This window comes from Nocardioides albertanoniae, from assembly GCF_006716315.1.
In the GTDB taxonomy this organism is placed as follows: Bacteria; Actinomycetota; Actinomycetes; order Propionibacteriales; family Nocardioidaceae; genus Nocardioides; species Nocardioides albertanoniae.
Map to the genome: position 1 here is coordinate 3,163,882 of NZ_VFOV01000001.1, position 25,519 is coordinate 3,189,400.

Annotated in this window: 18 protein-coding genes and 1 pseudogene; 7 read left to right on the forward strand and 12 right to left on the reverse strand. The window is 69.8% G+C overall.

What is annotated here, in order from left to right; translation table 11 throughout:
- Window positions 1-160: 160 nt before the first annotated feature.
- On the forward strand, window positions 161-1,060 hold the full coding sequence (locus FB381_RS15230) for a class I SAM-dependent methyltransferase (protein WP_141781067.1): 900 nt from the start codon (window positions 161-163) through the stop codon (window positions 1,058-1,060).
- A 19-nt stretch (window positions 1,061-1,079) separates the two neighbouring features.
- Here FB381_RS15230 and pgfA read toward each other — a convergent pair whose 3' ends face one another.
- A complete protein-coding gene (gene pgfA, locus FB381_RS15235; RefSeq protein WP_141781068.1) occupies window positions 1,080-2,033 on the reverse strand; it encodes a cell envelope lipid trafficking protein PgfA in 954 nt (317 codons plus the stop codon).
- Between the two features lie 111 nt (window positions 2,034-2,144).
- Between pgfA and FB381_RS15240 the strand changes: the two genes are divergently transcribed.
- Window positions 2,145-4,037 (forward strand): hypothetical protein, encoded by a 1,893-nt coding sequence (locus FB381_RS15240; protein ID WP_141781069.1) that lies wholly within the window; start codon window positions 2,145-2,147, stop codon window positions 4,035-4,037.
- Window positions 4,034-5,272 (forward strand): acyltransferase family protein, encoded by a 1,239-nt coding sequence (locus FB381_RS24295; protein WP_141781070.1) that lies wholly within the window; start codon window positions 4,034-4,036, stop codon window positions 5,270-5,272. Before FB381_RS15240 ends, FB381_RS24295 begins: the two co-directional genes overlap by 4 nt.
- Window positions 5,273-6,138: 866 nt before the next feature.
- Here FB381_RS24295 and FB381_RS24605 read toward each other — a convergent pair.
- Both FB381_RS24605 and FB381_RS15255 read right to left on the reverse strand, forming a co-directional pair.
- A pseudogene (locus FB381_RS24605) lies at window positions 6,139-9,438 on the reverse strand (alpha-(1->3)-arabinofuranosyltransferase domain-containing protein); the annotation flags it as partial.
- Entirely contained in the window at window positions 9,357-10,142 is a 786-nt protein-coding gene (locus FB381_RS15255; protein ID WP_246088131.1) for a class I SAM-dependent methyltransferase, read from the reverse strand. The pseudogene FB381_RS24605 and the gene FB381_RS15255, both read right to left, overlap by 82 nt.
- 135 nt (window positions 10,143-10,277) lie before the next feature.
- On the opposite strand from FB381_RS15255, the gene FB381_RS15260 reads away from it, so the two are divergent.
- A complete protein-coding gene (locus tag FB381_RS15260; RefSeq protein WP_246088132.1) occupies window positions 10,278-11,435 on the forward strand; it encodes a glycosyltransferase family 4 protein in 1,158 nt (385 codons plus the stop codon).
- Window positions 11,436-11,505: 70 nt separating this feature from the next.
- On the opposite strand, the gene FB381_RS23945 is transcribed toward FB381_RS15260, so the two are convergent.
- Together FB381_RS23945 and FB381_RS23950 are read right to left on the reverse strand one after the other, a co-directional pair.
- Window positions 11,506-11,661 carry a hypothetical protein gene (locus FB381_RS23945; protein WP_170225176.1) on the reverse strand — a complete coding sequence of 52 codons (156 nt, stop codon included), beginning with the start codon at window positions 11,659-11,661 and terminating at the stop codon, window positions 11,506-11,508.
- Between the two features lie 20 nt (window positions 11,662-11,681).
- On the reverse strand, window positions 11,682-13,382 hold the full coding sequence (locus FB381_RS23950) for an MmpA family trehalose lipid delivery protein (protein WP_170225177.1): 1,701 nt from the start codon (window positions 13,380-13,382) through the stop codon (window positions 11,682-11,684).
- 199 nt (window positions 13,383-13,581) lie between these two features.
- Here FB381_RS23950 and FB381_RS15270 point away from each other — a divergent pair, with 199 nt between their 5' ends.
- A complete protein-coding gene (locus FB381_RS15270) occupies window positions 13,582-14,823 on the forward strand; it encodes a lipopolysaccharide biosynthesis protein (RefSeq protein ID WP_141782805.1) in 1,242 nt (413 codons plus the stop codon).
- A 243-nt stretch (window positions 14,824-15,066) separates the two neighbouring features.
- Here the strand turns inward: FB381_RS15270 and polA are convergent, their stop codons facing one another.
- Complete coding sequence (gene polA / locus FB381_RS15275) at window positions 15,067-17,784, reverse strand: DNA polymerase I (protein ID WP_141781072.1); 2,718 nt, start codon at window positions 17,782-17,784, stop codon at window positions 15,067-15,069.
- 32 nt (window positions 17,785-17,816) lie between these two features.
- On the opposite strand from polA, the gene FB381_RS15280 reads away from it, so the two are divergent.
- Entirely contained in the window at window positions 17,817-18,290 is a 474-nt protein-coding gene (locus FB381_RS15280) for a hotdog fold thioesterase (protein WP_141781073.1), read from the forward strand.
- Between the two features lie 74 nt (window positions 18,291-18,364).
- On the opposite strand, the gene FB381_RS15285 is transcribed toward FB381_RS15280, so the two are convergent.
- On the reverse strand, window positions 18,365-19,609 hold the full coding sequence (locus FB381_RS15285) for an ABC transporter substrate-binding protein (protein WP_246088133.1): 1,245 nt from the start codon (window positions 19,607-19,609) through the stop codon (window positions 18,365-18,367).
- A gap of 307 nt (window positions 19,610-19,916) precedes the next feature.
- On the opposite strand from FB381_RS15285, the gene FB381_RS15290 reads away from it, so the two are divergent.
- Entirely contained in the window at window positions 19,917-20,510 is a 594-nt protein-coding gene (locus FB381_RS15290) for a GNAT family N-acetyltransferase (RefSeq protein ID WP_141781075.1), read from the forward strand.
- A gap of 84 nt (window positions 20,511-20,594) precedes the next feature.
- Here the strand turns inward: FB381_RS15290 and FB381_RS15295 are convergent, their stop codons facing one another.
- The 5 genes from FB381_RS15295 to FB381_RS15315 all read right to left on the reverse strand — a co-directional run bounded on the left by FB381_RS15295 (window position 20,595) and on the right by FB381_RS15315 (window position 25,518).
- Window positions 20,595-21,380 carry an ABC transporter ATP-binding protein gene (locus FB381_RS15295; RefSeq protein ID WP_141781076.1) on the reverse strand — a complete coding sequence of 262 codons (786 nt, stop codon included), beginning with the start codon at window positions 21,378-21,380 and terminating at the stop codon, window positions 20,595-20,597.
- The gene (locus FB381_RS15300) at window positions 21,377-22,324 is read right to left on the reverse strand and encodes an ABC transporter ATP-binding protein (protein WP_246088134.1); all 948 of its coding nucleotides are present in this window, start codon (window positions 22,322-22,324) and stop codon (window positions 21,377-21,379) included. The genes FB381_RS15295 and FB381_RS15300 overlap by 4 nt, the downstream gene beginning before the upstream one ends.
- Window position 22,325: 1 nt before the next feature.
- Complete coding sequence (locus FB381_RS15305; protein WP_141781078.1) at window positions 22,326-23,318, reverse strand: branched-chain amino acid ABC transporter permease; 993 nt, start codon at window positions 23,316-23,318, stop codon at window positions 22,326-22,328.
- Between the two features lie 8 nt (window positions 23,319-23,326).
- Window positions 23,327-24,670 (reverse strand): ABC transporter permease subunit, encoded by a 1,344-nt coding sequence (locus tag FB381_RS15310; RefSeq protein ID WP_141781079.1) that lies wholly within the window; start codon window positions 24,668-24,670, stop codon window positions 23,327-23,329.
- A gap of 218 nt (window positions 24,671-24,888) precedes the next feature.
- Window positions 24,889-25,518, reverse strand: a complete 630-nt coding sequence (locus FB381_RS15315) for an ANTAR domain-containing response regulator (RefSeq protein WP_141781080.1) — start codon at window positions 25,516-25,518, stop codon at window positions 24,889-24,891.
- Window position 25,519 lies beyond the last annotated feature (1 nt).

The window sequence follows — 25,519 nt, forward strand, 5'->3', positions numbered from 1 at the left end:
TGAACCAGCGACTGAGGTGACAAGCCAAGGGCCGCTCGGTCCGGGACCTGGGCAGACTTCAGACGCAGTTTCTTAGCCTACGCTCCGCGCAGTGGCCCCGTCCAACTGCCGCGACCTCGCCCCATTCCGCGCTCGGACCCCCGGGGCATACCCTGTAGAGGTGGACCAAGCCATCACCCCGGTCGCCCGACCGGAGGCGCCCATCGATCCCTTCGGCCCGACCGGCTCCGACCTCAGCTCCGACGCCGGATCCAGCAACGGCCCGATCGTCAGAGCCGAGCGGCGTACGGTCAGCGAGGCCGAGTCACGCCGCGCCAACGGCCCCGACTGGGACAGGTACGCCGACGAGTACCAGGCCACCCACGGACCGTTCCTCGGCGAGGCCGGGTTCGTCTGGGGCCCGGAGGGTCTGACCGAGGCCGACCTCGGCGTCCTCGGGGACGTCACCGGCAAGGACGTGCTCGAGCTCGGCTCGGGAGCCTGCCAGTGCTCACGCTGGGTCAACACTCAGGGCGGACGCGCCTACGGCCTCGACCTCTCCGGTCGCCAGCTCCAGCACTCGCGTCGTCTCGACGAGCAGACCGGCGTGGTCGTGCCGGCCGTGCAGGCCACCGCGACCGATCTACCCTTCGCCGACGACTCCTTCGACGTGGTTTTCTGTTCCTTCGGGGCGCTTCAGTTCGTCAGCGACATCGAACACGCAGTCGCCGAGACCGTCCGGGTGCTTCGTCCCGGCGGGCGCTTCGCCTTCTCGATCACCCACCCGACCCGGTGGATGTTCCCCGACGACCCTGGCGCCGAGGGGCTGATCGCCGCCCAGTCCTACTGGGACCGCACCCCCTACGTCGAGGTCGACGACGAGACCGGCGAGGTCTCCTACGTCGAGCACCACCGCACCCTCGGAGACTGGGTCACGATCCTGGCCCGAGCCGGGTTCCGGATCACCGACCTGGTCGAGCCCGAGTGGCCCGAGGGTCACGAGCGGATCTGGGGCGGGTGGTCGCGGACCCGAGGGCTGTTGACCCCCGGGACCGCGATCTTCGGCGCGAACCTGGCCTAGAAGCCAGGAAGGCCCAGCCTCAGGCGTCGACCAGGGTGCGGTCGTCGGCCGCGGTGTGCGACCCGCCGTTGCGCTTGCGACCGCTCAGCACCAGCCACAGACCGACCAGCAGGAGCACGAGGCCGGCCACGAGGCCGCCGACCGGCAGCCAGGAGCCGATCAGGGTCAGCTTCTTGACGTTGGCCTTGGCGTCCTCGGCGTTCTTGGCGACGGTCTCGTCGGTGTAGCTGACCTCGATGTCGAGCAGGGTCGTCTCGCCGGCGACCATCTTCTGGGTGCCGCTCTGGTCGATGTACTGACCGGTGGTCGGCTCGACGAAGATCGTCTGGGTCGCCTCGTAGGTGCCCATGGTGTCGTCGTCGGGGCTGTCGGTCTCGCCCTTGGACAGCGCCGCCTCGGTGGCGGGGATCGAGACCTCGAACTTATAGGTCTTCACGCCACGGACCTCGACGTCGTCGACGTAGGTCGCGATCACCGACTTGCCGAGGGTGTCGTCCCAGTACTCGTAGTCGTGACGGTCGGTGCCGAAGGGGAACTTCGAGACGAAGCCGCTGATGCCGTCGATGGCACGGTCCTCGCCGACGTAGGCGGCCTGGTCCTTGACGGGCTCGGCGTTCTTGCGGTCGAGGGCGAAGGCGGTCTCGGAGATGTTGACCGCGCGGTCGTCCTTCTTCGGGTCAGGGCACTCGGGCGGGTTGTCCTTCTGGACCACGATGCAGGCCTGCTCGATCATCACGACCGTGTCGTCGTCCGAGGCCTTCGGGTCGGCCTTGGTGTTGTTGACGTAGCCCACCGTGACAGGGGTCTCCGACTTGGCCAGTGCGCCGCTGGCGGTGCCCTCGAGCACCGTGTGCGAGTCGACGTCGAGCGGAGTCTTCGCCACCGCGTCCTTGGCCCAGAACCCGGCTACCGCGGCGGCTACCAGCGCGAAAGCGCCGAGCAGCAAGAAGACATAGCCAATTACTTTTCGCATGTGTTGCCCCTCCCAAGGCTCAAGGTCCCCCCTGTGATCCGCCAGACCGTAGCAGCAATACCGGGAGAGGTGTGCAACGGGTCACAAACCGCTGTGCGACACTTCGTCCTCGTGTCACTCCCCCACTCCCCGCCCCGTGAGGCCGCCACCGTTGCCGGCGGCATGTCGGCGACGCCTGGCAAGGTGGTCGCAGCCGCGCTCGCCATGATCGTGGCCCAGCTCGCTTTCCGCGCCTGGGCGGTGAGCGGAGCGTGGTATCGCTTCGACGACGCCAACTTCATGTCCAAGCTGATGTCCGACGGGCTCTCGGCCGACCTGATCTTCCACGGCTTCGCAGGGCACCTGATGCCGGGCGCGTTCGCGCTGACGGCCTACAACTTCGGCCTCGACCCCTACCAGTGGGCCTACCCGGCCATCGAGCTGATGGTGCTGCAGGCGCTGGCCGACCTGGGTGCGCTGGTCTTCCTCTGCTCGGCCTTCGGGCGGCGGCCGGGCATCCTGCCACCGCTGGCTCTGTTCCTGTTCAGCTCGATCAGCCTCCCGGCGTTCCTGTCCTGGGGTCCCGGGATCACTCAGCTGCCGTTCCTCGCCGCGATCTTCTGGGGCGGATGGGCCCACCTCAACTACCTGCGTACGCGACGGTTCGGCTGGGCCCTGCTGACGATGCTGATCACCCTGAGCGCCATCGCGTTCGGCGAGAAGGCGATGCTGCTGTTCTGGCCCTACGCCGTGCTGGCGCTCGGCTGGTTCGCGACCGGCGACATCCTGACCCGGATGCGCACGATCGTGGTGCGCTACCTGCCGGGCGTGCTGCTCTACGGCGTCGTCTCGATCGGGTCGGCGGCGGCGTACCTCGTCCTGGGCGCCGGCTCCTCGAAGGCCTCGGGCAGCTCAGGCGCCGACGGCTTCGCGCAGGTCACCCAGCGGTTCCTGTTCGACTCCTGGGCCCCGGGAGCGGTCGGCGGCCCGCTGCGCTGGACGTGGCTCGAGGGCAACTCCTCGGGCTGGGCAGAGCCGGGCGCGGTGGTCTCCGTGCTCGCCGTCGCCGTGCTGGCGCTGCTGACCTACGAGGTCGGTCGCACCCGCTCGCGGGCGCTGCGCGCCTGGTGGCTGGTCGGCGGCATCCTCGTCATCGACATCGGGCTGATCGCCGGCATCCGTGCCGGTGGCGTCGGCCCCGACATCGCCCTCTCCTTCCGCTATCTGACCGACACGATCGCGGTCACGGCGATGGCGCTCGCGCTGGCCACGCTGTCCCTTCGCGGCGCTGTGGAGACGCTGGCGCCGACGCGTACGTCACCGTTCCTCGATGCCCCGCGCAAGGTCGCGATCGCGACCGCTGTCGTTGCGGGGCTGGGGCTCTTCTCGTCCTACTCCTACGCCGAGGGCTGGCACGACGACGACAACACCAGGCGCTACGTCGACACCGTGCGAGGTGACCTTGCCGGCGTCGACGAACCGCTCCCGATGGCCGACGGTCCGGTGCCCTCATGGATGATCTGGGGCGCCTCGCACCCCTACAACCAGGTCAGCCGGGTGCTGCGGCCGCTCTCCGAGAAAATGACATTTCCGCAGGTCAGCACCGATCATCTCTACATGGTCGACGACGAGGGGCACATCCGCCCGGCAGCAGTCGACCCCGATCGCCGCTCGGTGGGCGCCGTCGATCCCACGCCCAACCTCGACCAGTGCGCGCTGCGCGTGCGCCAGACCCCGCTCTCGGTGAGCCTCGACGGCGGTGTCGACGGCGCCGGCTGGTGGATCCGGGTCGCCTACGTGGCCGGCGACGCCGGCCGGATGCGGGTCACCGCCGGTGACCACTCCTACGACGTCGACGTCGAGCCCGGGTTCCGCAGCCTCTACGTACGCACCGGCGAGGGCCGCTTCGACACCGTCGGCTTCCAGAGCCTGACCCCTGGATCACGACCCTGCGTCGGCGGCGTCGAGGTCGGCAAGGCGGCGCCCTTCGGCGACCCGATCTCGACGTCCGGAGGCACGGGGTGAGCGCCGGCCGGCACCAGGCGGCAGTCGCCGCCGACCGTCGCTTCCTCACCCTCGACGCGTTGCGCGCGGTCGGGGCGCTGATGGTGCTGCTGACCCACGTCGGCTTCCAGACCGGCCGCTACCCGCGCGGGTGGACCGGCGCGATGCTCGCCCACCTCGACCTCGGGGTGGCGCTGTTCTTCGTGGTCTCCGGGTTCCTGCTCGCCCGGCCGTGGTTCGCGGCGAGCGCGGCGGGCGCGCCGCCCCCGAGCACCGGCCGCTACCTGTGGAAGCGGGCCCTGCGGATCCTGCCGCTCTACTGGGTCGTCGTGGTCGTCTGCCTCCTCCTCGCGCCGGCGAACTCGGACGTGGACACCGGCGGCTGGATCGCCAACCTGACCCTGACCCAGATCTACACCGAGGACTCCCACGCCTACGGCCTGGCCCACATGTGGAGCCTGTCGACCGAGGTCGCCTTCTACCTGGTGCTGCCCCTGGTGGTGCGGCTGCTCACGCCGCGCTCGCGTCTCGACGTACGCCGCGTGCTCATCGGCTGCCTGCTGCTCTCGGTCGCCGGGGTGGTCTTCGCCGCCGGCGCCCGCACCTGGTTCGAGCAGCCCCTCGCCGCGGAGTGGCTGCCGGCGTATCTGCCGTGGTTCCTGGCCGGCACCGCGCTCGCGGCGTGCTCGGTCGATCCGGGCATGCGCGAGCGGCTCGACGCGGTCGCCCGCGACCTGACCGGCTGGTGGCTGCTGGCGCTGGGGCTCTTCGTCGCCGCCTGCACGCCCATCACGGGCCCGACGGGGCTCACCGAGGCCCCGACGCCGGCCGAGGCGGCGCTGCGGTGCGTGCTCTACGGCGCTGTCGCGGTCTGCGTCATCGTGCCGCTGGTCTTCGGCCCCGAGCTCGAGGGGCCGGTGCGCCGGCGGCTGGCCGGCCCGGTGCCGAGCGCGCTCGGCGAGATCTCCTACGGCATCTTCTCGATCCACATGATCGTGCTCCTGCTGGGCATGGACCTGCTCGGCTACGAGGTCTTCGCCGACCGCTTCTGGACCGTCCTGGGGATGACCGTGGTCGTCACCGTGCCGCTCGCGGCACTCTCCTACATCTTCTTCGAACGCCGCGTGATGCGCCTGCGCAGCTGGCGCCCGTTCCGCGGCCGGCGCAGGGACGATCCGGTCTCCTCGGCTCGCTCGCGCGGTCCGGCGGAGGCCGCAGCTGCGGCGAGCACCACCGCGGCCAGCGAGAGCGCCTGAGCCGTCCACGACGGCGCGTGCCACGGCAGGTCCCACACCGCCGGGAGGATCTCGACGGCCAGTGCCCCGGCGAGCAGGGCGGCGCCCGACCCGGCGGCCAGCAGACGGGTGATGCCCGGGCCACCGCCCGTCAGACGCGACAGCCCCCAGGCCACCACGGCGGCGAGGGCGCCCCACCAGCCGGCCAGCAGCCCGGCCACGACCGCGAGCACCCCGGCGTCGTACCAACGCCACGGCGCCGCCTCGGGGAAGAGCTCGAGCCTGGGCGCCGTGCTTCGCCGTCGCCAGGTCGTCACCAGCGCGAGGGCCAGCACGAGCACCGCCCCGCCCGCACCGGCGAGCAGTCCGAGCCGGTAGGTGTGCTCGGGCTCGAACCCGAGGCGCACCTCTCCCCCGTCTCCGGCGGGCACGACCCACCCCTGCTGCCAGCCGTCGACGCGCTGGGGCTGCAGCGGGGTGCCGTCGAGGGTCGCGGTGGCGCCGGGGTTGATGTTCTGCGGGAGCACGAGCACCCGGTCGTAGGTCGTCGCCGACACGTTCGCCGAGACCGCGGCGTCACGCTCGTCGCGCTCGACCTCGACCGCCTCCGGCGGCTCCGCGGGGGCGATCGTCTGGGCGCTGAGCTCGAGGCTGTCGACACGGAGGGCGTCGTCGGTGCCCGGGTCGGCCACCAAAGTGTTCTCCCCCGCCGTGAGCTCGACCGGATCGGAGCCGCAGATCTGGAGCGGCACCGCGGCCCCACGCAGCAGGTCGGAGAGCGAGGCGCGGAGCGAGGTGCGCACCGTGCGGTCGCCCACCTGGATCCTGGGTCCGTCGGCGCACGACGCGCGCAGCCTGCCGTCGCCGAGCGGCTCGCCGTCGACCCGCAGCTCGGAGATGCCGACAGGCACCTCGGTGGCGTCGGCCTTGCTCGAGGGCTGGTCGTAGGCCGCATCGGCGTCGGTGATGCGGATCCGGAGCCGGTCGGTGCGCCAGCCGTCAGGCAGCTCGACCTCGCCGTCGGTGTCGACCTCGCGGGTGATCGTGCGCTTGGGCCGGCGCAGGTCGGTGATCTCGACCTCGGTCGGGATGCTGACCGGGGCCGCCTCACCGACCTCGAGCTGCAGCGACCGGAGCCGTCGTCGCTCGGGCAGCTGGAGGGTCACGGCTGCCTCTCCGGTCGACGGAGCCCGCCACGACGTACCGTCGTCACCGTCGGCCATCGCGAGCGCCGACTGGGCGATGTCTCCGCTGCTCGGGGCGTCGATGTCGACGCCGGCGAGGGCGCCGGCCGCCGCCGCGTAGGCGTCGTCGCGGCGCAGCGACGCGGTGCCGGCGACGCCGAACGCCTCTGCTCCGGTGAGGGTGACCAGCCGGTCGAGGTCGTCGCCGTCGTCGCCGGCGCTCGCCAGGAACGGCTCGCAGTAGAGCACCCCGCGCTGGTCCGCGCCCTGCGCGCTCGCTGCCTCGATGCAGCCGTTGCGGTCGGCGTCGCGGCTGAGCCGGATCTTGCGGATGGCGGCGTCCGCGGGCGGCTCGGGCAGCGCGACCAGCCGCTGCGGGTCGACGCCCTCGATGTCGAGCTCGCTGATCCCCCACGGGCCGTGAGCGGTGGCGCCTCGGGCCGTCACGGTCAGGTTTCGCGCACTGAACCCCGTCAGGTCGTACGTCGCCTCCTCACCGGGCTGCGGCGCGTAGACCTTGCGCATCTGGGCGCCTGCGACCAGCTCGAGACGCTCGACGCCGACCACGTTCTTCGGTATCGAGACGGTGACCTTGCCGAGGTCGGTCTCGTGCTCGAACCGCACGCGCAGCCAGGCGCCCTCCGGGGCGTGGCCCCATCCGGTCTCCGTGCGCCACGAGGTGCTCGGGGCGCCGTCGAAGGCCGCCGACGGTGCCTCGCCCCGATCGACGGGCACCTCCGATGCGGTCGCCGCCGAGCTGGACGCCTCCACCGCCTCGACGCCGCGCCAGACCATGGTGCTCTGCCAGCGCTCCTGATCCTCCAGGTATCGGTGGAAGCTCTCGGGCTTGTCGGAGTCGACACCCTCCTCGGCGGTGCGGGTCGAGGAGCTGTTGGCGCGCACCCCGGAGAAGATCGTCGTACGCCGCCGCTGGCCGTCGGTGAGGATGACATCGGCCTTCTCCTCGGGCGCGGAGCCGGCCGACCGGGTGTCGTCGGCGGTCAGCACCGCCGAGGCGCCGCTGGCCGGCTCGCCCGGGTCTCCCATCACGGTCGTGCGGGCCGGGATGAGACTCGCCCCCGGGCGCGCGTCCTCGACGTCGTAGATCTCGATCGGGGCGTACTCGCCGGCGAGACCACCGTCGACGAGCACGCGGGTGCCGTTCTCCCGGTGGTAGGTGGTGTTGCCGAACTCCGACCCGAAGGTCTTCGTCCGGGTCAGGCCCGCTGACCGGTCGAGGGTGGCGTGGACCAGCGACGGCGGCGGGGCGCCGGTCGTGCCCCAGTGGAGGTCGTTGCGCACCAGCAGCCGGGTGACGCCTGCCTTGGCCAGCATCGGCGCGAGCTTCGCGCTGGGGGTGCCGCGCTCGAGCTCCTCGGTGACCCGGTCGAGCCAGACGACGTTGCCGGGCTCGGCGAGCGGCACGACGCCGCGTACGGCCCACCGCGACCGGGCGTAGGGCTGCAGCACCTCGTCGTGGGTGCTCCCCCACAGGTAGTCGCCGAAACGTGCCGCCGGCACGACGAGGGTGACGCCGCCGTCGTCGGTCTCGGAGAGATAGTCGGCCGCGTCGGTCCAGAAGCCCGGGACGTTCTCGATCGAGCCGGGCGGCGGCACCTGGCCACGCACCCACGGCACCGCGAGGCCAGCCAGCGAGGCGACCACGGCGACGACGAACACCTTGCGCAGCCACTCGGCGGCCTTGGTGCCGGGGGCGGCCTCCGTGGCGCTCGTGGCGTCGGCGCGCGCGAGGCCGGAGCGGAAGAGGATGGTCTCGACGGTGAGCACGACACCGGCGGCGAGCCCGAGGCGGAGCACGGCGTCGTACTTGTGGCTGTTGCGCACCGCGGCCAGAGCGCCGTCGACCAGGTCCTGCCGGGCCTCGGCTCCCCAGCCGGCCAGCGCGCCGGTGTAGCCGATGCCGACCAGGACGGCGCCGGCCAGGACGCAGCCGATCAGGAACCGGCTCTCCGGGTGCCGGCGAGTGCGCCCCAGGCCCGCCAGCCCGGCCAGGCCGATGGCGACGACAGCGGCGGCGTCGAGGATCAGGTAGGGAGTCGTGTGCAGGCTCTGCCCGGCCGGGTAGTAGACGGGATCGGCGTAGGCGACCCAGTCGGAGGTGCCGAGCAGAGTCGGGAGCAGGCCGGTGGTCGACGCGGTCACCGCGGCGGTCTCGATGTAGTCGAGGAAGGGCGGGATGTAGCGGCCCTGCAGAACCAGCGGGATCGTCCACCACAGCGTGGCAACGACGGTCAGCGCGCCCCACAGACCGAGCACGGCGAAGCGACGCCACCCGGTCCTGGTCAGCAGGAAGACGATGCCCGGCACCAGCACCGCGGAGACCGCGGTGGCGTTGACACCGCCGGCGCACGCGACCGCGAGCGCCGCGATCGCACACCAGCGCAGCAGATCCTTCGTGGTGGTCGTGCCGCTGGCGCGGATGACCGCGAGCAGCACCCACGGCGCGACCGCGGTCGGCCACAGCTCGACCGAGTTGGCGCCCAGGATCGTCATCACCCGCGGCGTCAGCACGTACGCCGCAGCCCCCGCCACCTGTGCCCAGGGCCGACCCAGGCGCAGCTCGCGGGCGAGGGTGAGCACGCCGAAGAAGGCGAGGTTGAGCAACAGCGCCCACCACAGCCGCTGGATCACCCACTCCGGCAGCTGGGCCAGCTGGCCCAGACCGTAGAAGGGCCCCATCGGCCACACGTAGCCGATCGCCTGGTTCTGCACCTGGCCGAAGGCGCCCTGGGCGTCCCACATGCTCAGCGCACGCGTCAGGAAGGCCCACGGGTCGGCGCTCAGGTCGAACTTGGTGTCGGCGACGATCCGCCCGGGGGCCTGGGTGAAGGTGATCGCGGTCAGGATCGCGACGTACGCCGTGATCCGCAGCCGGGAGGTCGGGTCGGGCGGGTCCGGCCTCAGGTCTTGCGCATGACGAGCAGGAGGTTCCACGAGAGCACCTCCCTCACCACCGGGACCCGCATCAGCCACGCCGCCCACGCAGGGTGGTAGCGCGGGACCGCGGCCAGGATCTCGGCGTTGCCCGCCCTGCGCTGGGCGCGCGCCCAGCGCAGCCCGGCGGAGGCGGTCGCGGCGTACATCGACTCACCGAACTTGTTCTTGGGCTCGTGGCCGTGCTTGCGGGCATAGCGGCGGCGCGCGAAGCGGCCCCCGAGCAGGTGCCACGGGCTGGTCTCGTGACCGCCCCACGGGCCCCACCACAGGGTGTAGGAGAGGAAGACGACGCCGCCGGGCTTGGTGACGCGGAGCATCTCGTCGGCCATCGCCATCGGCGAGGGCACGTGCTCGAGCACGTTGGAGGAGTAGCAGGCGTCGACCGAGCCGGTGCGCACCGGCAGCCGCATGCCGTCGCCGAGCATGCTGCCCTCGGCCACGATCCCGGCGCCCTGCATCTCGCCCGCGTCGGCGTCGAGCGCGAGGTAGGTCGCGCCGGCACTCATGAACGCGTCGCGGAAGTAGCCCGGGCCGCCACCGACGTCGAGCAGCACGGTGCCGTCGAGGGTCTCCCCGTCGGTGTAATGGGCCAGCTGGCCGACCGAGTCGGCCGCCAGCGCGGTGTAGAAACGAGCGGGGTCGGTCTGCTCGACCCGGAAGTCGTTGAAGAGGCGTACGGAGCGCCGCAGCGTCGCGCTCCAGCCGCCGCCGACCTGGGCATCGCGCTGGGAGTCGAGGAGGTTCAGCACGGCGGGAACCCTAACTGATTACCCCAGCGGGTGTGCATTTGATCACGAATTGTCCTACTCTCCAGTAACTGCGTGACCCCTGGGGAGGGAGCGCTCAGCAGCGGGGAAACTGCGAGTTCAGGGGAGCACTGAGTATTGCGCGCCATCAACGGAGCGCAGCTGGAGGGCAGCCATGTGGCGGTCTTCAGCTGGCGCGATTCTGACAACCCCGAGGCCGGCGGAGCCGAGCTCTACCTGCGCCACATCACCGCAGGGCTGGTCGACGCCGGCGCGAAGGTGACCGTGTTCACCGCCGCCTACCCCGGCGCACCCGCGCGCGAGGAGTGCGACGGCATCCGCTACGTGCGACGCGGCGGCAAGCTCAGCATCTACCTGTGGGGCGTGCTGCTGCTGGCGCTCGGACGGTTGGGCCCGATCGGCCGCGTCGACGCCGTCATCGACGTGCAGAACGGGCTCCCGTTCTTCACCCCGCTGGGCACCCGGGCGCCGGTCACGGTGCTCGTCCACCACGTGCACCGTGAGCAGTGGCCGGTCGTCTACCCCGGCCTCTCGGGCCGGATCGGCTGGTGGGTCGAGTCACGGCTCGCGCCGCGGCTCTACCGACACAACCAGTACGTCGCGGTCTCGCGCGCCACGCGCGCCGAGCTGGCGACCCTCGGCGTCGACCCGGCTCGCGTCGCGGTCGTGCATAACGGAGCCGCGCCGGCGCTCAGCGACCAGCCGGCGAAGACCGAGCACCCCTCGGTGTGCGTCGTCGGCCGGCTGGTGCCGCACAAGCGGGTCGAGCTCGCGGTCGACGCCGTGGTGGCGCTGCGGGCGACCCACCCCGACCTGAGGCTGAGCATCGTCGGCGGCGGCTGGTGGACCGACGAGTTGGCGGCGTACATTTCCCGGGCGGGGGCCGACGACTTCGTCGAGATGCTCGGCCACGTCTCGGAGGAGACCAAGGAGGCCGTCTACGAGCGCTCCTGGCTGATGGCGCTGCCGTCGCTGAAGGAGGGCTGGGGTCTGGTCGTCACCGAGGCCGCCCAGCACGGCACGCCCACCGTCGCCTTCCGCGACGCCGGCGGCACGACCGAGTCGATCGACGACGGCGAGTCGGGGGTGCTGGTCGACGACCAGCCCGGTTTCGTCGCCTCGCTCGACCACCTGCTCGGCGACGAGATCCGGCGCAAGGAGCTCGCCGAGGGGGCGCGCTGGCACGCGCGCAAGCACACCTGGGAGCAGAGCCAGCTCAACTTCAACGCCGTGCTCGCCTCGGCCGTGCAAGGACACATCGTCAGCGCGGACTGATCCGCGCACCGACAAAGAAGTGGCCCGGCGGACAACCGCCGGGCCACTCTCCGTTCTGTTCGGTCGAAGCTCAGTTGTTGGTGCCGTACTGAACCGTCGACTCGGAGACGCTCGGAGGATTCTCGACGGTGTTGTCCGTGCTGCTGGTGACGACTCCGACGATGGTCGCTGCGGCGACTCCGCCGCCGACAAGAATGCTGGCGACGATGGCAATGATGTTGCCCATAGGTATGTGACCTCCCTCTCCTAGCCGCGAACCCTAGCAGCCCTCCGGAGGACCTTACTGATCGGTAGCAGAACTGTTGACGAGGTGGCGATCAGCACCATCGCGAGGTAGGCGAGCCAGCCACCGACCACGGCCGCCAGCGTCACCGGACCGATGGAGTATCCGGTCATCGCGCCGCTCCTCTCGGGCAGCCGCTGCAGCAGCAGACCGCCGTCGTCGGAGACTGTCTCACCGGCGACCGTCGGTGCTCGGCCCGCGGTGCGGTCGGTGATGACGTACGCGATCCCGAGCTGTCGTAGCGCAACCGCTCGCCTGCGTGGATCGGCCGCGTCGAGCGCCTCGGCGGCCGTCGCCGCGCGCGGGTCCTCACCACGGATCGTGGTCGAGCCGATCACCAGGTCTCCGTTGACGACGCTCGAACGGGTCAGCAGCCGAGGGATCGGGTCGAGCACCGGACGGCCACCGTTCCACGCCGGGGCACGGTAGGCCGACCACGGCAGCACCACGACGTCGCCGGTGTCGGGCTGGGTCTCGAGCATCTGGCTCATCTGCTGCCACTGCTTGGGATAGTCGGCGGCGCCGATGCCGCCGGCCAGCCCCCAGGCGGCGTCAGGCAGCACTGCGATCGGGGCCAGAGCGAGGATCACGGCGGTGGCCCAGCGTGGTGCGGTGTTGTGCAGACGCTTGCCCCGGTGCTGGCCCAGCGTGTCGATGCCCGCGGCGACGGTCAGCATGAGCAGAGGCAGGCACAACGGGAGCAGCCGGCTGCTGTCGCGGAACATCGCCAGGCCGGGAATGCCCCGGGAGAGGGTCTCGAGCGCTGTCGGCGCCGCCCAGCCGGCGAGCGCGAGAGCGAGCCCGGCGGCCCACAACGAGACGATCGCGGCACGCTGACCATCGGCGCGCCACCACGTGCGAGCCCCCGCGGCCACGAGCACGATCAGCATCGACAGCGCCACCCAGACGAGCCATCCCTCACGGCTGGCCGGCACCACCGAGGTGTTCCAGATCCCGCCGAGGGTGAGCGCCGCCAGCGGAGCGGGCAGGCCGTCGCCGCGCAGCGCGAACACGTCGAAACCCGTCGCCGACGCCGCTTCGCTCGCGTGGGTCAGGCCGGTGACGATCCACGGCGCGTTGACGGCGACCACCATCGCCAGCAGCCCCACCGCACGACGACGCCGGCGAAGTCCGGTCGCCAGCAGCACGGCTCCCGAGACGATCCCGGCGCTCGCGCTCAGGCTGCCGACCAGCAGCACGGGCAGCTGCCACCATGCTCGCCTCTCCCCCAGCGCCTCGCGGCGCCCGGCGACCACCAGCCAGGGCACCGCGGCGTAGGCCAGCAGCATCGGCCAGTGGCCCATCCACAGCCGCTCGGCGACGTAGGGGCTCCATACGGTCAGGCTGACCACCGCCAGCCGCGCGACGAGCGACCGCTCGCGCACCAGCTCCGCGGCCCCCGCCCCCGCCAGCACGAGCGACCCGATCATGACGATCTTCTGCAGCACCATCCCCGGCACGATCTCGTCCAGCACCGCGACCACCGCGTCGGACGGCACCGCGCGCGGCAGCCCCGTGCCGAGCCCGAGCACGTCGGTGCTGAGCGCCAGGTCGGGCACCCACACCATGTCGTAGCTGAGCACGAACCCGGGCCCCAGCGCCGGCCCCAGCATCAGCACCGCGAGCACCCCCGCCCAGAGGGTAGGAATCGCCCGCTCTCTCACGCCGCAACCCTAAGCCCTCGCCGAGGCGTCAGGCCTGCAGGCCGAGAAGTCACCTCTGCAGGCCGAAAGGTCACGTACGTCGGTCGAAACGTCACTTGTGCAGGCCGAGGGGTCACTTGTGGCGATCGAGTTCGCGGGCCGTACAGATGCCGGTGCCGGCATGTGACCTGTCGCACCCTAGGCTTTCCCAGTGCCCACGATGACCGTCAGCTCGACCAGCGCCCGCCGGCGCAGGCTGAACGCACTCATCCGCAGCAGCGGTTTCCTCGCGGTGTGCATCATGGTCACCAACGTCGCGACCTACGGCTTCCAGATCATCGCGGCCCGGATCCTGGGCCCGGGACAGTACGGCGGGGTGGCATCGATGATGTCGCTGCTGCTCGTCGTCGGCGTGATCCAGCTCGGCATGCAGGCGACGGCCTCGCGCCGGGTGACCGAGGCGCCCGGCCACGAGCGCGCCATCGAGCAGACGGTGCTGCGGGCGACCTACCGGGCGGCGATCGTCCTCGGTGCAGTCATGCTCGTCGCCTCTCCCCTGGTCTGGCGGTTGCTGCGGCTCGACTCGATCTACCCCGCGCTGCTGGTTGCGGTGTGCGCGGTGCCGCTGACCATCATGGGCGGCCAGGCCGGGGTGCTCCAGGGCGAGCGCCGCTGGCTCGGCCTGGCCCTGGTCTACCTGGCCCTCGGCGTGCCCAGGGTCGTGGTCGCCACCGCTGCGATGTGGATCCGCCCGACCGAGGGTGCCGCGATGGCCGGGGTGGCGCTGGCCCAGTTCGCTCCGGCAGTCGTCGGATGGTGGGTGCTGCGGCGGCGTACGTCTGCTGCGAAGGCGGGGCCGATCAGACCCGTCGTCGTGGAGATGCTGCACGGATCGTTCGCGCTCCTGGGCTTCTTCGCGCTCTCCAACGTCGACATCCTGATCGCACGCAACGTGCTCTCCGACCATGCTTCGGGCCTGTACGCCGGCGGCCTGATCCTCACCAAGGCCGTGCTGTTCCTGCCCCAGTTCGTGGTGATCATCGCGTTCCCGTCGATGTCGGCCGAGGCCAGCCGCCGCTCCGCGCTGCTCAAGTCGCTGGCGCTCGTCGGCGGGCTCGGAATCTGCGCGATCGCCGGCTCCTGGCTGCTCTCGTGGCTGGCGATGGTCTTCATCGGCGGCCCCGACTACGCGGAGATCGAAGGGCTGCTGTGGGTCTTCGCGATCCTCGGCACCGTGCTGTCCGTGCTCCAGCTGCTCGTCTACTCGGTGCTCGCCCGCCGCAGCCGCCTCTCGGCATACCTGCTCTGGATCGCCGTCGCCGCCGCCATCGCCCTCGGCGCCGTCCAGTCCACCGTCGACGGTCTGGTCTGGACCGTCCTCACCATCGACGCGATCCTCGTCGCCGTGCTCCTCTCCGTCACCTTCTGGCGCCTCAACCGGCCCCAGCCCACCGCCCACTGACCACCGCCCGTCGAAGCGTCACGTCTGCAGGTCGAAGCGTCACGTCTGCAGGTCGAAGCGTCACGTCTGCAGGTCGAAGCGTCACGTCTGCAGGTCGAGTGGGCATCGAGATGCCCACTCGACCTGCAGGACTGACCTCTCGACCTGCAGGAGTGACTTCTCGGCCTGCAGGACCGACTTCTCACCCCGCAGAAGGGACCTCTCGGCCTGCAGGGGTGACTTCTCGGCGGGGCGGGCCCGGCGTCAGTGGGCGGCGTCGTGCCAGGAGGGGCCGGTGCCGACGGAGACGTCGAGGGGGACGTTGAGGTCGGCGGCAGAGCCCATCTGCTCGCGTACGAGAGCCTCGAGCGCTTCGCGCTCTCCTGCGGCGACCTCGAAGACGAGCTCGTCGTGCACCTGGAGGAGCATCCGCGAAGTGAGGCCGGCTTCGTCGAGGGCGGCCTGGACACGCAGCATGGCGACCTTGATCAGGTCGGCGGCGGACCCCTGGATGGGGGCGTTGAGGGCCATCCGCTCGGCGGTCTCGCGGCGCTGCCGGTTGTCGGAGAGCAGGTCGGGGAGGTAGCGGCGACGGCCCATGATCGTCTCGGTGTAGCCCGAGCGCCGCGCCCCGGCGACCAGGCCTTGCAAGTAGTCGCGGATGCCGCCGAAGGTCTCGAAGTATTCGTCCATCAGCCCGCGCGCCTCGCTCGGCTCGATGGCGAGCTGCTGCGAGAGGCCGAAGGCGGAGAGCCCGTAGGCGAGCCCGTAGTTCATCGCCTTGATCTTCGCCCGCTGCTCCACGGAGACGACGTCGGGGTCGACGCCGAAGACGCGCGCGGCGGTGATCGAGTGGAAGTCACGTCCGGAGCGGAACGCCTCGATGAGCAGCTCGTCCTCGGAGAGATGCGCCATGATCCGCATCTCGATCTGGCTGTAGTCGGCCGTCATCAGCGACTCGAAGCCGTCACCGACCACGAACCCCTTGCGGATCCCGCGCCCCTCTTCGGTGCGAACCGGGATGTTCTGCAGGTTGGGCTCGGTCGAGGAGAGACGTCCGGTGGCGGCGATCGTCTGGTTGAAGGTCGTGTGGATGCGGCCGTCGGGCTGCACGGTCTTCAACAGCCCCTCGATCGTGACCCGCAGCCGGGTGACGTCGCGGTGCCGCAGCAGAGCGAGCAGGAACGGGTGCTCGGTCTTCACGTAGAGCTGCTGGAGCGCGTCTGCGTCGGTGGTCCAGCCCGTCTTCGTACGCTTCGTCTTCGGCATGTCGAGCTCGTCGAAGAGCACCACCTGCAGCTGCTTGGGCGAGCCGAGGTTGATCTCCTTGCCGATCACGGCGAAGGCATCGTCGGCGGCCTGCTTCATCTGCCCGGCGAAGTGTCGCTCCAGCGCGTCGAGATGCTCCGTGTCGACGGCGATGCCGACCTGCTCCATCTTGGCGAGCTGGTGCAGCAGCGGCAGCTCGACGTCGGCGAGCAGCCGGTGACCGCCGGATGCCTCCACCGCCGAGTCGAGCTCGACAGAGAGGTCGAGCACTGCCCGAGCGAACAGCATCGAGGTCTTGGCAACACCGTCGCCGCCGACCTCCTCGTCGCCGAAGAGCGAGTCCTGACCGCCGTCGTCCTCCTGCTTGAGCTCGCGCTTGAGATAACGCAGCGTGAGGTCGGCGAGGTCGTAGGAACGCTGGTCGGGAGCCACGATGTAGGCCGAGAGAGCGGTGTCGGTGACGAGGCCACGCAGCACCCAGCCGTGCGCCTCGAGGGCCAGCTGCGGACCCTTGGCGTCGTGCATGATCTTCGGCTTGTCCGCGTCGGCGAGCCACTCGGCCAGCGCCGTCTCGTCCTCCGGGGTGAACCCCTCCACCCCGACGTACGCCGCACCCTCCTGCGTCGCGAAGCCGAACCCGTCCACGCGGCCGGTGCCGGAGCCCCAGGCCCCGCGCACATGCACCCCCACGGGCGACGTGCCGAGCCCGGCGAGGTAGTCGCCGACCGCCCCAGGAGCCAGTGTCTCGCCCTCCAGCGAGAAGCCGCTCTCCTCGACCGGGGCATCGTCGTCCGGCGCGAGCACGTCGGTGATCCGGGTGCGGATCTCGCCACGGAACTCGAGCTCGTCGAGCAGCTCCAGGGCAGCGGCACGATCCCACTCGACCCGCCCGAGGTCTGCCGGGGCGACGTCGAGGGCCAGATCGCGCACCAGCGCATTGAGTCGACGGTTGCGCATCACGTCGCCGAGGTGGGCGCGCAGGTTGTCGCCGGCCTTGCCCTTGATCTGGTCGGCGTGGGTGATCACGTTGTCGAGACCGTCGTAGGTGTTGATCCACTTCGCGGCGGTCTTCGGGCCGACGCCCGGGATGCCGGGCAGGTTGTCGGAGTCCTCCCCCACCAGCGCGGCGATCTCGGGATAGCGCGCGGGCGGGACACCGTATTTCTCCTCGACGGCGGCCGGCGTCATCCGGGCGAGGTCGGAGACACCGCGCATCGGGTAGAGCACGGTGGAGGACTCGGTGACCAGCTGCAGCGAGTCACGGTCACCGGTCAGGATCAGCACCTCCATGCCGGCCTCGAGACCCTGGGTGACCCAGGTGGCGATGATGTCGTCGGCCTCGTAGCCGGCGAGCGAGACGTGGCGGATGTGGAGCGCGTCGAGCAGCCGCTGGATCAGCGGCAGCTGCGACTTGAACTCGTCAGGGGTCTTGTTGCGCTTGGCCTTGTATTCGGAGTATTCCTCGAGCCGGAACGTCTGCCGGGAGAGGTCGAAGGCGACCGCGACGTGCGTGGGCTGCTCGTCTCGCAGCACGTTGACCAGCATCGAGGTGAAGCCATATACGGCGTTGGTGTTCTGCCCGGTGACGGTCGAGAAGTTCTCCACCGGAAGGGCGAAGAAGGCCCGGTAGGCCAGCGAGTGTCCATCGAGCAGGAGCAGTCGGTCACGCTTCACGTCAGCCACGCCACTGACTCTATCCACGACCACCGACATCGGCGCCACCGACCACGTGGGACGATGCAGACATGACCGACGCATCGACGACAGACGAGCCCACCGCGGCGAACGACAAGGCTGCGATCAAGGCATTCTTCGACGCCCTCCCCGAGGGCCAGGGCGGGCTCAACGACAAGATGGGCGTCGAGATCATCGAGGCCTCGACCGAGAAGGTCGTCGCGACGATGCCGGTCGCCGGCAACACCCAGCCGTACGGTCTGCTCCACGGCGGTGCGTCGATCGCACTGGCCGAGACGCTCGGCTCCACCGGCGCCGGGCTCCACGCGGCGACGTTGGGCAAGCTCGCCGTCGGCGTCGACATCAACGCCACCCACCACCGCTCCGCGACCTCCGGTCTCGTCACCGGCACCGCGACCGCGATCCACCTCGGCCGCAGCTCGGCCTCCTACGACGTCGTGATCACCGACGAGCGTGGCCGCCGCGTCTGCACCTCGCGGATCACCTGCTCACTCATCGACAGCGACCGGGTGTTCAAGGCCTAGGGCCGCCTGCCGTCACGCGACAGCGCCCCGGAGCCGAACGGCTCCGGGGCGCTGTCAGTGGCTGACGCAGCGAATCAGATCTGCCCCGCGATGTACTTGACCGGGGCGTAGGCGCCCTTGTCGTCGTACTGGTAGATACCGATGGACGCGGCCGTCGGGCTGCCGGTCTCGCCCAGCTCGATCGGACCGGAGACACCGTCGTAGTCGATGTCTTCGCCGGCCTCGAGCGCCTTGACGCCCTCGGCGAAGGTCTTGACCTTCTTGCCGCCAGTGGTGACGTCGACGACCTTCTCCGCGATGGCCTCACCGGAGTCGTTCTTCGCGGCGATCGCGGCCAGGGCCGAGATGACCGTGGCGTCGTAGCACTCCGCCGAGTAGGCGTGGTCCTTCAGCTTCGGGTCGACCTCCTTCAGCTTCGCCTTGAAGTCACCGCTGGACTCGGCGCCGGGCAGGGTGCCCTTGACGCCCTTGACCTCGCCCTTGCCGAACTCCTTGGTGTAGTCGGCGAGGTTGCCGTCCACGAAGTAGGTCGGCAGCTTGGAGGGACCGGCACCCGCGGCGATCAGCTGCGGGATCAGCTTCTTGGTCTCCTCGAAGCCGATCACGACGACCGCGTCGGCACCGGAGCCGGCGACCTCGTTGACCTGGGCGTCGAACGAGGTCGCGTCCTGGCTGTAGAAGGAGGTCGTCGCGACCTTGGAGCCGGCACCCTCGAGGTTGGTCTTGACCTGCTCGGCAAGCGTCTCACCGTACGCGTCCTGGCGGGCCAGGATCGCGACGTTGGTGCGCTTGTCCTCGAGGAGCAGATTGGACATGACCGCACCCTGGAGGATGTCGGAGGGCGAGGTGCGGAAGTAGAGGTCGGGCTTGGAGTACTTGCCCTCGTCGAACGACGTCGACGTGTTCGCGCCCGAGAACAGGACGGTGCCCGACGACATGACCTTGTCGACCACGGTCTGCGCCACACCCGAGGAAGCCGTGCCGATGATGACGTCGGACTTGGCGGCGATGAGCTTGTCGGCCTCAGCCGGGGCGATGCCCGAGTTGCTGTCGCCCTCGTCACCGGGGACGGCCTTGACGTCCTTGCCCAGGACACCGCCGGCCTCGTTGATCTCCTTGATGGCCAGGTTCACGCCCGCGAACTCGGGCGGGCCCAGGAACGCGAGGCTGCCGGTCTGCGGGAGGAGCTGACCGACCGTGAGAGTGCCGTCGCCCTTGGCGGCCGCCTTCTTCTCGGGCTTGTCGGACGCGGTCTCGCCGCCACAGGCGGCGAGGGAGAAGCTGAGCGCCAGGGCGCCGGCACCTGCGGTCAGCTTCACCCAGGTAGAGGATGATGAGTTCACTGCGTTAGTCCCTCTTTCGTATGGCTGGCCCGGCTCACGTCGGACCTTGCGGTGACACATTAGAGACGGACGTGAGGTGAAGCACCCGAGGGACGTGTCTTTTCACCATTCTGTTACATCTCCCCCATGGCATCATTGCCTGGGTTGTCGCCATGATCGGCTCCGTATCATTGGCGCCGTCGACCAATGATCACCCCGGGAGCCCGAATCCCGCCAGGAACCTGCTCGATCGTGGAGGAATTGTGATGATCCGTACGCACCGCGCTCGTCGAGGACACACTCGATGAGCCGGGTCCCCGTCACGGTGCGAGAAGCAGACGTCACCGACGCGCGCTTCCTGCTCGGCGTCTGGCAGGACGCGCTGAGGATGGCCGACGAGCACGAGCAGCTGGGCGACCTCGAGACGATCATCCGCCGCGCCCAGGGCTCACCCGACGAGCAGCTTCTGGTCGCCGACAGCGACGGTCAGGCCGTCGGCGCCGTCTTCATGCGCGCCACCACCTTCGGGCCGCTCAACCTCGAGCCGACCGTGCAGGTCTTCGCTCCCCACGTCTCCCCCGGCTTCCGTCGCCGCGGCGTCGGCCGGATCCTGATGGACGCGGCGGTCACCTTCGCCGAGGAGCGCGGTGTCAGGACGATCGCGGCCGCCGCGTCGTCGGCCGGCCGTGAGGGCAACCGCTTCCTCGCGCGGCTCGGGCTCGGCTCGCAGGCCGTGATGCGTGCCGCCCCGACAGCGGTCGTACGCTCCCGGCTCGCCACGCTCGGCCGGGCGCTCCCCCACCACGCTCGCAGCCAGCGCGGCCCGAAGCAGTCCAGCGCCGTCGGCGAGCTGCTCGCTGCGCGGCGCTCCCAGCGCCGCTCTCACACGGTCGCCTAGCCGGCCGTCTGGTCAGGCATCACCAAGCGCGTGGTCCCCGGAGCGATCGCTCCGGGGACCACGCGTTTGTCGCGACGTACGTCCTCAGTCCTTGGCGCCCAGGGTGCCGAGGTAGAGCTCGATCACCTTCGGGTCGTCGGCGAGGTCCCGACCGCGGCCCGTATAGGCGTTGCGACCCTGGTCGAGCACGTAGCCACGGTCGCAGATCTGCAGGCAGCGGCGGGCGTTCTGCTCGACCATCACGACCGAGACACCGGCCTTGTTGATCTTGCGGGTCTGCACGAAGACCTCGTCCTGCATCACAGGCGAGAGGCCGGCGGAGGGCTCGTCGAGCAGCAGCACCGACGGCTCCATCATCAGCGCCCGGCCCATCGCGACCATCTGACGCTCACCTCCGGAGAGGCCGCCGGCTCGCTGCTTGCGTCGCTCGCCGAGCGCCGGGAAGATCCCGGTCACGAAGTCGAACCGCTCGGAGAACTTCTTGGGCGACTGGTAGCAGCCCATCTCGAGGTTCTCCTCGATCGTCAGGCTCGGGAAGACGTTGTTGGTCTGCGGCACGAAGCCGATCCCGCGGGTGACCAGCTCGTCGGCTCGCTTGCCGGTGATGTCCTCCCCCTCGAGCTTGACCTGCCCCTCATGGACCTTGACCAGCCCGAAGAGCGCCTTGAGCAGCGTCGACTTGCCGGCCCCGTTGGGGCCGATGATGCCGACGAGCTCGCCGGGCTGGCAGTAGAGGTCGGTGTCGTTGAGGATGTTGACACCGGGCAGGTAGCCGGCGATCAGGCCGTCCGCCCGGAGCACCGCACCCTCGGCCTCCTTCAGGTGGGTCTCGCGGAACTTCTCCGCGTCGGTGGCAGGCTCCGTGGTCACTTCGCATCCTCCTCTTGGGCGATCTCGGCCTCAACCTCGGCCTCGAGCGTCTCTTCGTCGAGCTCGCTCAGGTCGGTGTCGTGGTGAGCCCCGAGATAGGCGTCGATGACCCGCTGGTCGGCCATCACGCTGGCCGGGGTGCCTTCGGCGACGATCTTTCCCTGGGCCATCACGATGACCCAGTCGGAGATGTCGCGCACCATGTCCATGTCGTGCTCGACGAAGAGGACCGTGCGACCCTCTTCGCGCAACGACTTCACGTGGCCGAGCAGCGACTGCTTCAGAGCCGGGTTCACCCCGGCCATCGGCTCGTCGAGCATGACCAGCTCCGGGTCGACCATGAGCGCGCGGGCCATCTCCAGCAGCTTGCGCTGACCACCGGAGAGAGACCCGGCGAAGTCCTCGCGCTTCTTGTCGAGCAGGAATCGGGCCAGCAGTTCGTCGGCCTTCTCGGTGACCGCGTCCTCCTGCTTGCCCCACAGGAACTTGAACGGCGCGGCCCAGAACCGCTCACCCTTCTGTCCGGTGGCGCCCAGGCGCATGTTCTCGATCACGGTGAGCTTGGCCAGCACCTTGGTGAGCTGGAAGGTGCGCACCATCCCGCGCCGGGCGATCTTGTAGGGCGCGACGCCCTTGAGCGACTTGCCCTCCAGGGTCCAGGTGCCGGAGTTGGGCTGGTCGAAGCCGGTGAGCAGGTTGAAGAACGTCGTCTTGCCAGCACCGTTGGGGCCGATCAGCGCGGTGATCGCGCCCCGCTGGATCTCGACGTGCTCGACATCGACCGCGGTCAGTCCGCCGAACGTACGCGTGATCTTGTCGGCGACCACGATCGGGTCGGGCTTCTTGCTGCCCGGCTCGGTGCCCGCGCCGACCAGGCCGGCGGGCCCGGTCTTGCTGTCCTTGCTGGTCGGGGTGCTGGTCGGGGTGTTCGTCTGGTCGGTCATGTCAGCGTCCATCGATCGCGATCTCCCTACGGTCGCCGAAGATCCCCTGGGGACGGAAGATCATCAGCAGCATGATGGCCAGACCGAGCATGATGTAACGGATGAGGCTGGCCTGCGTGTCGGTCATGATCACCGTCGGGATCCAGCCGCCCGCGCCAGCCGACTGGCTGAAGAAGGAGCCGAGAGCCGCGATCAGGAACCAGAACAGGATCGCGCCGATGACCGGCCCCATCACCCTGGCAGCGCCACCGAGGAGCAGCGCGGCGAAGGCGTAGAAGGTCATCAACGTCGAGTAGTCGGTCGGCACCACCGAGGCCTGCTTGAGCGCCAGGAACAGGCCGCCCAGACCACCGATGACGCCACCGAGGGCGAGCGCCTGCATCTTGTAGGCGAACACGTTCTTGCCCAGCGAGCGGACCGCGTCCTCGTCCTCACGGATCGAGCGGAGCACGCGACCCCACGGGCTGCGCATCAGCGCCCAGACCAGCACGCAGCTGAGCGCGACGAGGATCCAGCCGACGGTCAGCGACCACAGGTCGTTGCGCCCGAAGGCGACGACACCGAGGTCGAGTCCGCTGCTGTAGGGGTTGGCGTCCTGGAACGGCTTGGCGAAGCCGGTCAGACCGTTGGAGCCACCGAAGGTGTCCTTCATCTCCACCGAGCCGAAGACGAAGCGCAGCACCTCGGCCGAGGCGATCGTGACGATCGCCAGGTAGTCGGCGCGCAGGCGCAGCGTCGGCAGACCGAGGATGACGGCCAGCACGATCGGGGCGACGATCGCCATCACGATGCCGACGATGAACGGCGCCTCGAAGGTGACCACGGTGACAGCCAGGCCGTACGCACCGGCCGCGACGAAACCGGCCTGACCGAAGTTGAGCAGCCCGGTGTAGCCGAAGTGGATGTTGAGGCCGATGGCGGCCAGGGCGAAGACGATCGCCTGCGGACCGAGAGCCTGCTGCAGCCCGGCCCGGAGAATCTCGAGAATATCCATTGTCTCTCCTACCCGAGCCGCTCTTTACGACCCAGGATGCCCTGGGGCCGCACCAGCAAGATCACGATCATGATCAGCAGCGGGCCGACCTCCTTGATCGACTCCGGTACGCCGAACATCGGTCCGAGCTCGTAGACGAGCCCGATCACCAACGAGCCGATCAGCGCGCCCCAGACGGTGCCGAGACCGCCGAGGGTGACCGCGGCGAGCACGACGAGCAGGATCCGCATACCCATGAAGGTGTTGATCTCCGAGGCACGCAGCGCGTAGAGGACACCCGACAGCGCGGTCAGTGCGCCGCCGATGACCCAGGCGCTGGTGATCACGCTGTCGACGCGCAGACCCGAGGAGGCCGCCAGAGCCGGGTTGTCGGAGACCGCGCGCATCGCCTTGCCCAGCCGGCTCTTGGAGAGCCACACGCACACCGCGAGGATCGTCACCGCCGAAACCAGGATGATGACCACCTCTCGGCTGGCGAGCGCGAAGCCGAGGTAGTACCAGTGCGACTCCCGCACCTGCTGGGTGTACTGCGAGTAGGCCTTGGTCGAGGAGCTGAAGAAGTACTGGAAGACATAGCGTAGGAAGAACGAGAGCCCGATCGAGACGATCATCATCGCGATCAGCCCGGTGCCACGGCGGCGTAGCGGCCCCCACAGCACCTTGTCCTGCACGTAGCCTCCGAGACCGCCGAGGATGACCGCGACCACGCCGGCCAGGATCACCGAGACGGCGGCCAGGCCGCCGGTCTTGAAGATCTGGTCGAAGGTCCAGGCCATCACCGCGCCGAAGGTGATCAGCTCACCGTGGGCGAAGTTGGAGAGCCCGGTCGTGCCGAAGACCAGCGTGAAGCCCAGACCGGCCAGGCCCAGCACCAGCGCGAACACGATGCCGGCTCGGATGTTCTGCATCAGGTCCTTGCCGAAGCTCGAGTGCTCTCCGGCGGTCACGCCGATCGGGAAGATGGCCCGGTTGTTGGGACCCTGGAAACGGACCTGCACCGTCGCCTCGTCCTTGGTGTTCTCATCGAGGACGGTGCCCGAGGGAAGCGTCTTCTCGTCGAGAGTCACGACGTACTCGCCGAGCTCCTCGACGACGATGGTCGCCACGCCCTTGTCGTCGGTGACGCCTTCGCCGGCCTCCTTGCCGTCCTTGGTGACCTGAAGGGTCACTCCCGGGACCGGTTTCGGATTGCCTTCGGCATCCTTGTTGGCCTGGTCCTGAAGCGTCACCTGGATCGCGGTGGCATCCGGCGGCGGGGTCTCGGTTGCCTGTGCGGCACCCGGGGTCCCTACCAACAGCACCATCAGCGCACCGATGAGCGCGACAAGGACTCTGTAGAGCCGTTTCCGCACGTGGGTACTCCTGCCTGTGTGTCCTAAGAGCGGACCCTGACACCAGGTGGGGGTACTGGTCGGCCGGATCCGCCGGGGCAGTCTAGGCAGACTTTGTTCAGGAAGGACACGGAGTCACCCGCTCTTCACAGACCGCAACCTATCTGTGATCTGACCTTTACCCAGCGCCTCGCGGCGACGTGCACGGCCAAGCACGCAGCAACGTACGCGGAGAAGACTCAGACCTGCGGGCCGCTCACGCCGTGCTCGATGACGCCCTCGGCGACCTGCCGCATCGAGAGCCGCAGGTCCATCGCGGTCTTCTGGATCCACCGGAACGCGTCGGGCTCGCTCAGCGTCAGGCCCTCCTGGAGGATCCCCTTGGCCCGGTCGACCGCCTTGCGGGTCTCGAGACGATCGGTGAGACCGGCCACCTCGCGCTCGAGCTGGGCGAGCTCCTGGAAACGGCTCACCGCCAGCTCGATCGCCGGCACCAGGTCACTGACGTTGAACGGCTTGACGAGGTAGGCCATCGCACCGGCGTCGCGCGCCCGGTCGACGAGCTCGCGCTGGGAGAACGCGGTGAGCATCACGACCGGCGCGATCCGGTCACGCGCGATCGCCTCGGCCGCCGCGATCCCATCGAGCACCGGCATCTTCACGTCGAGGATCACCAGGTCGGGCCGGTGCTCGGTGGTGAGCTCGATGGCGGCCTTGCCGTCACCTGCTTCACCGACGACGTCATAACCCTCTTCGGTCAGCATCTCCTTGAGATCCATCCGGATCAGGACCTCGTCCTCAGCGATCACGACCGTACGCCGCTTCTCGGACCTGGGGGTGCTGTTGGGGCTGCTCTCCGTCACGCTCACA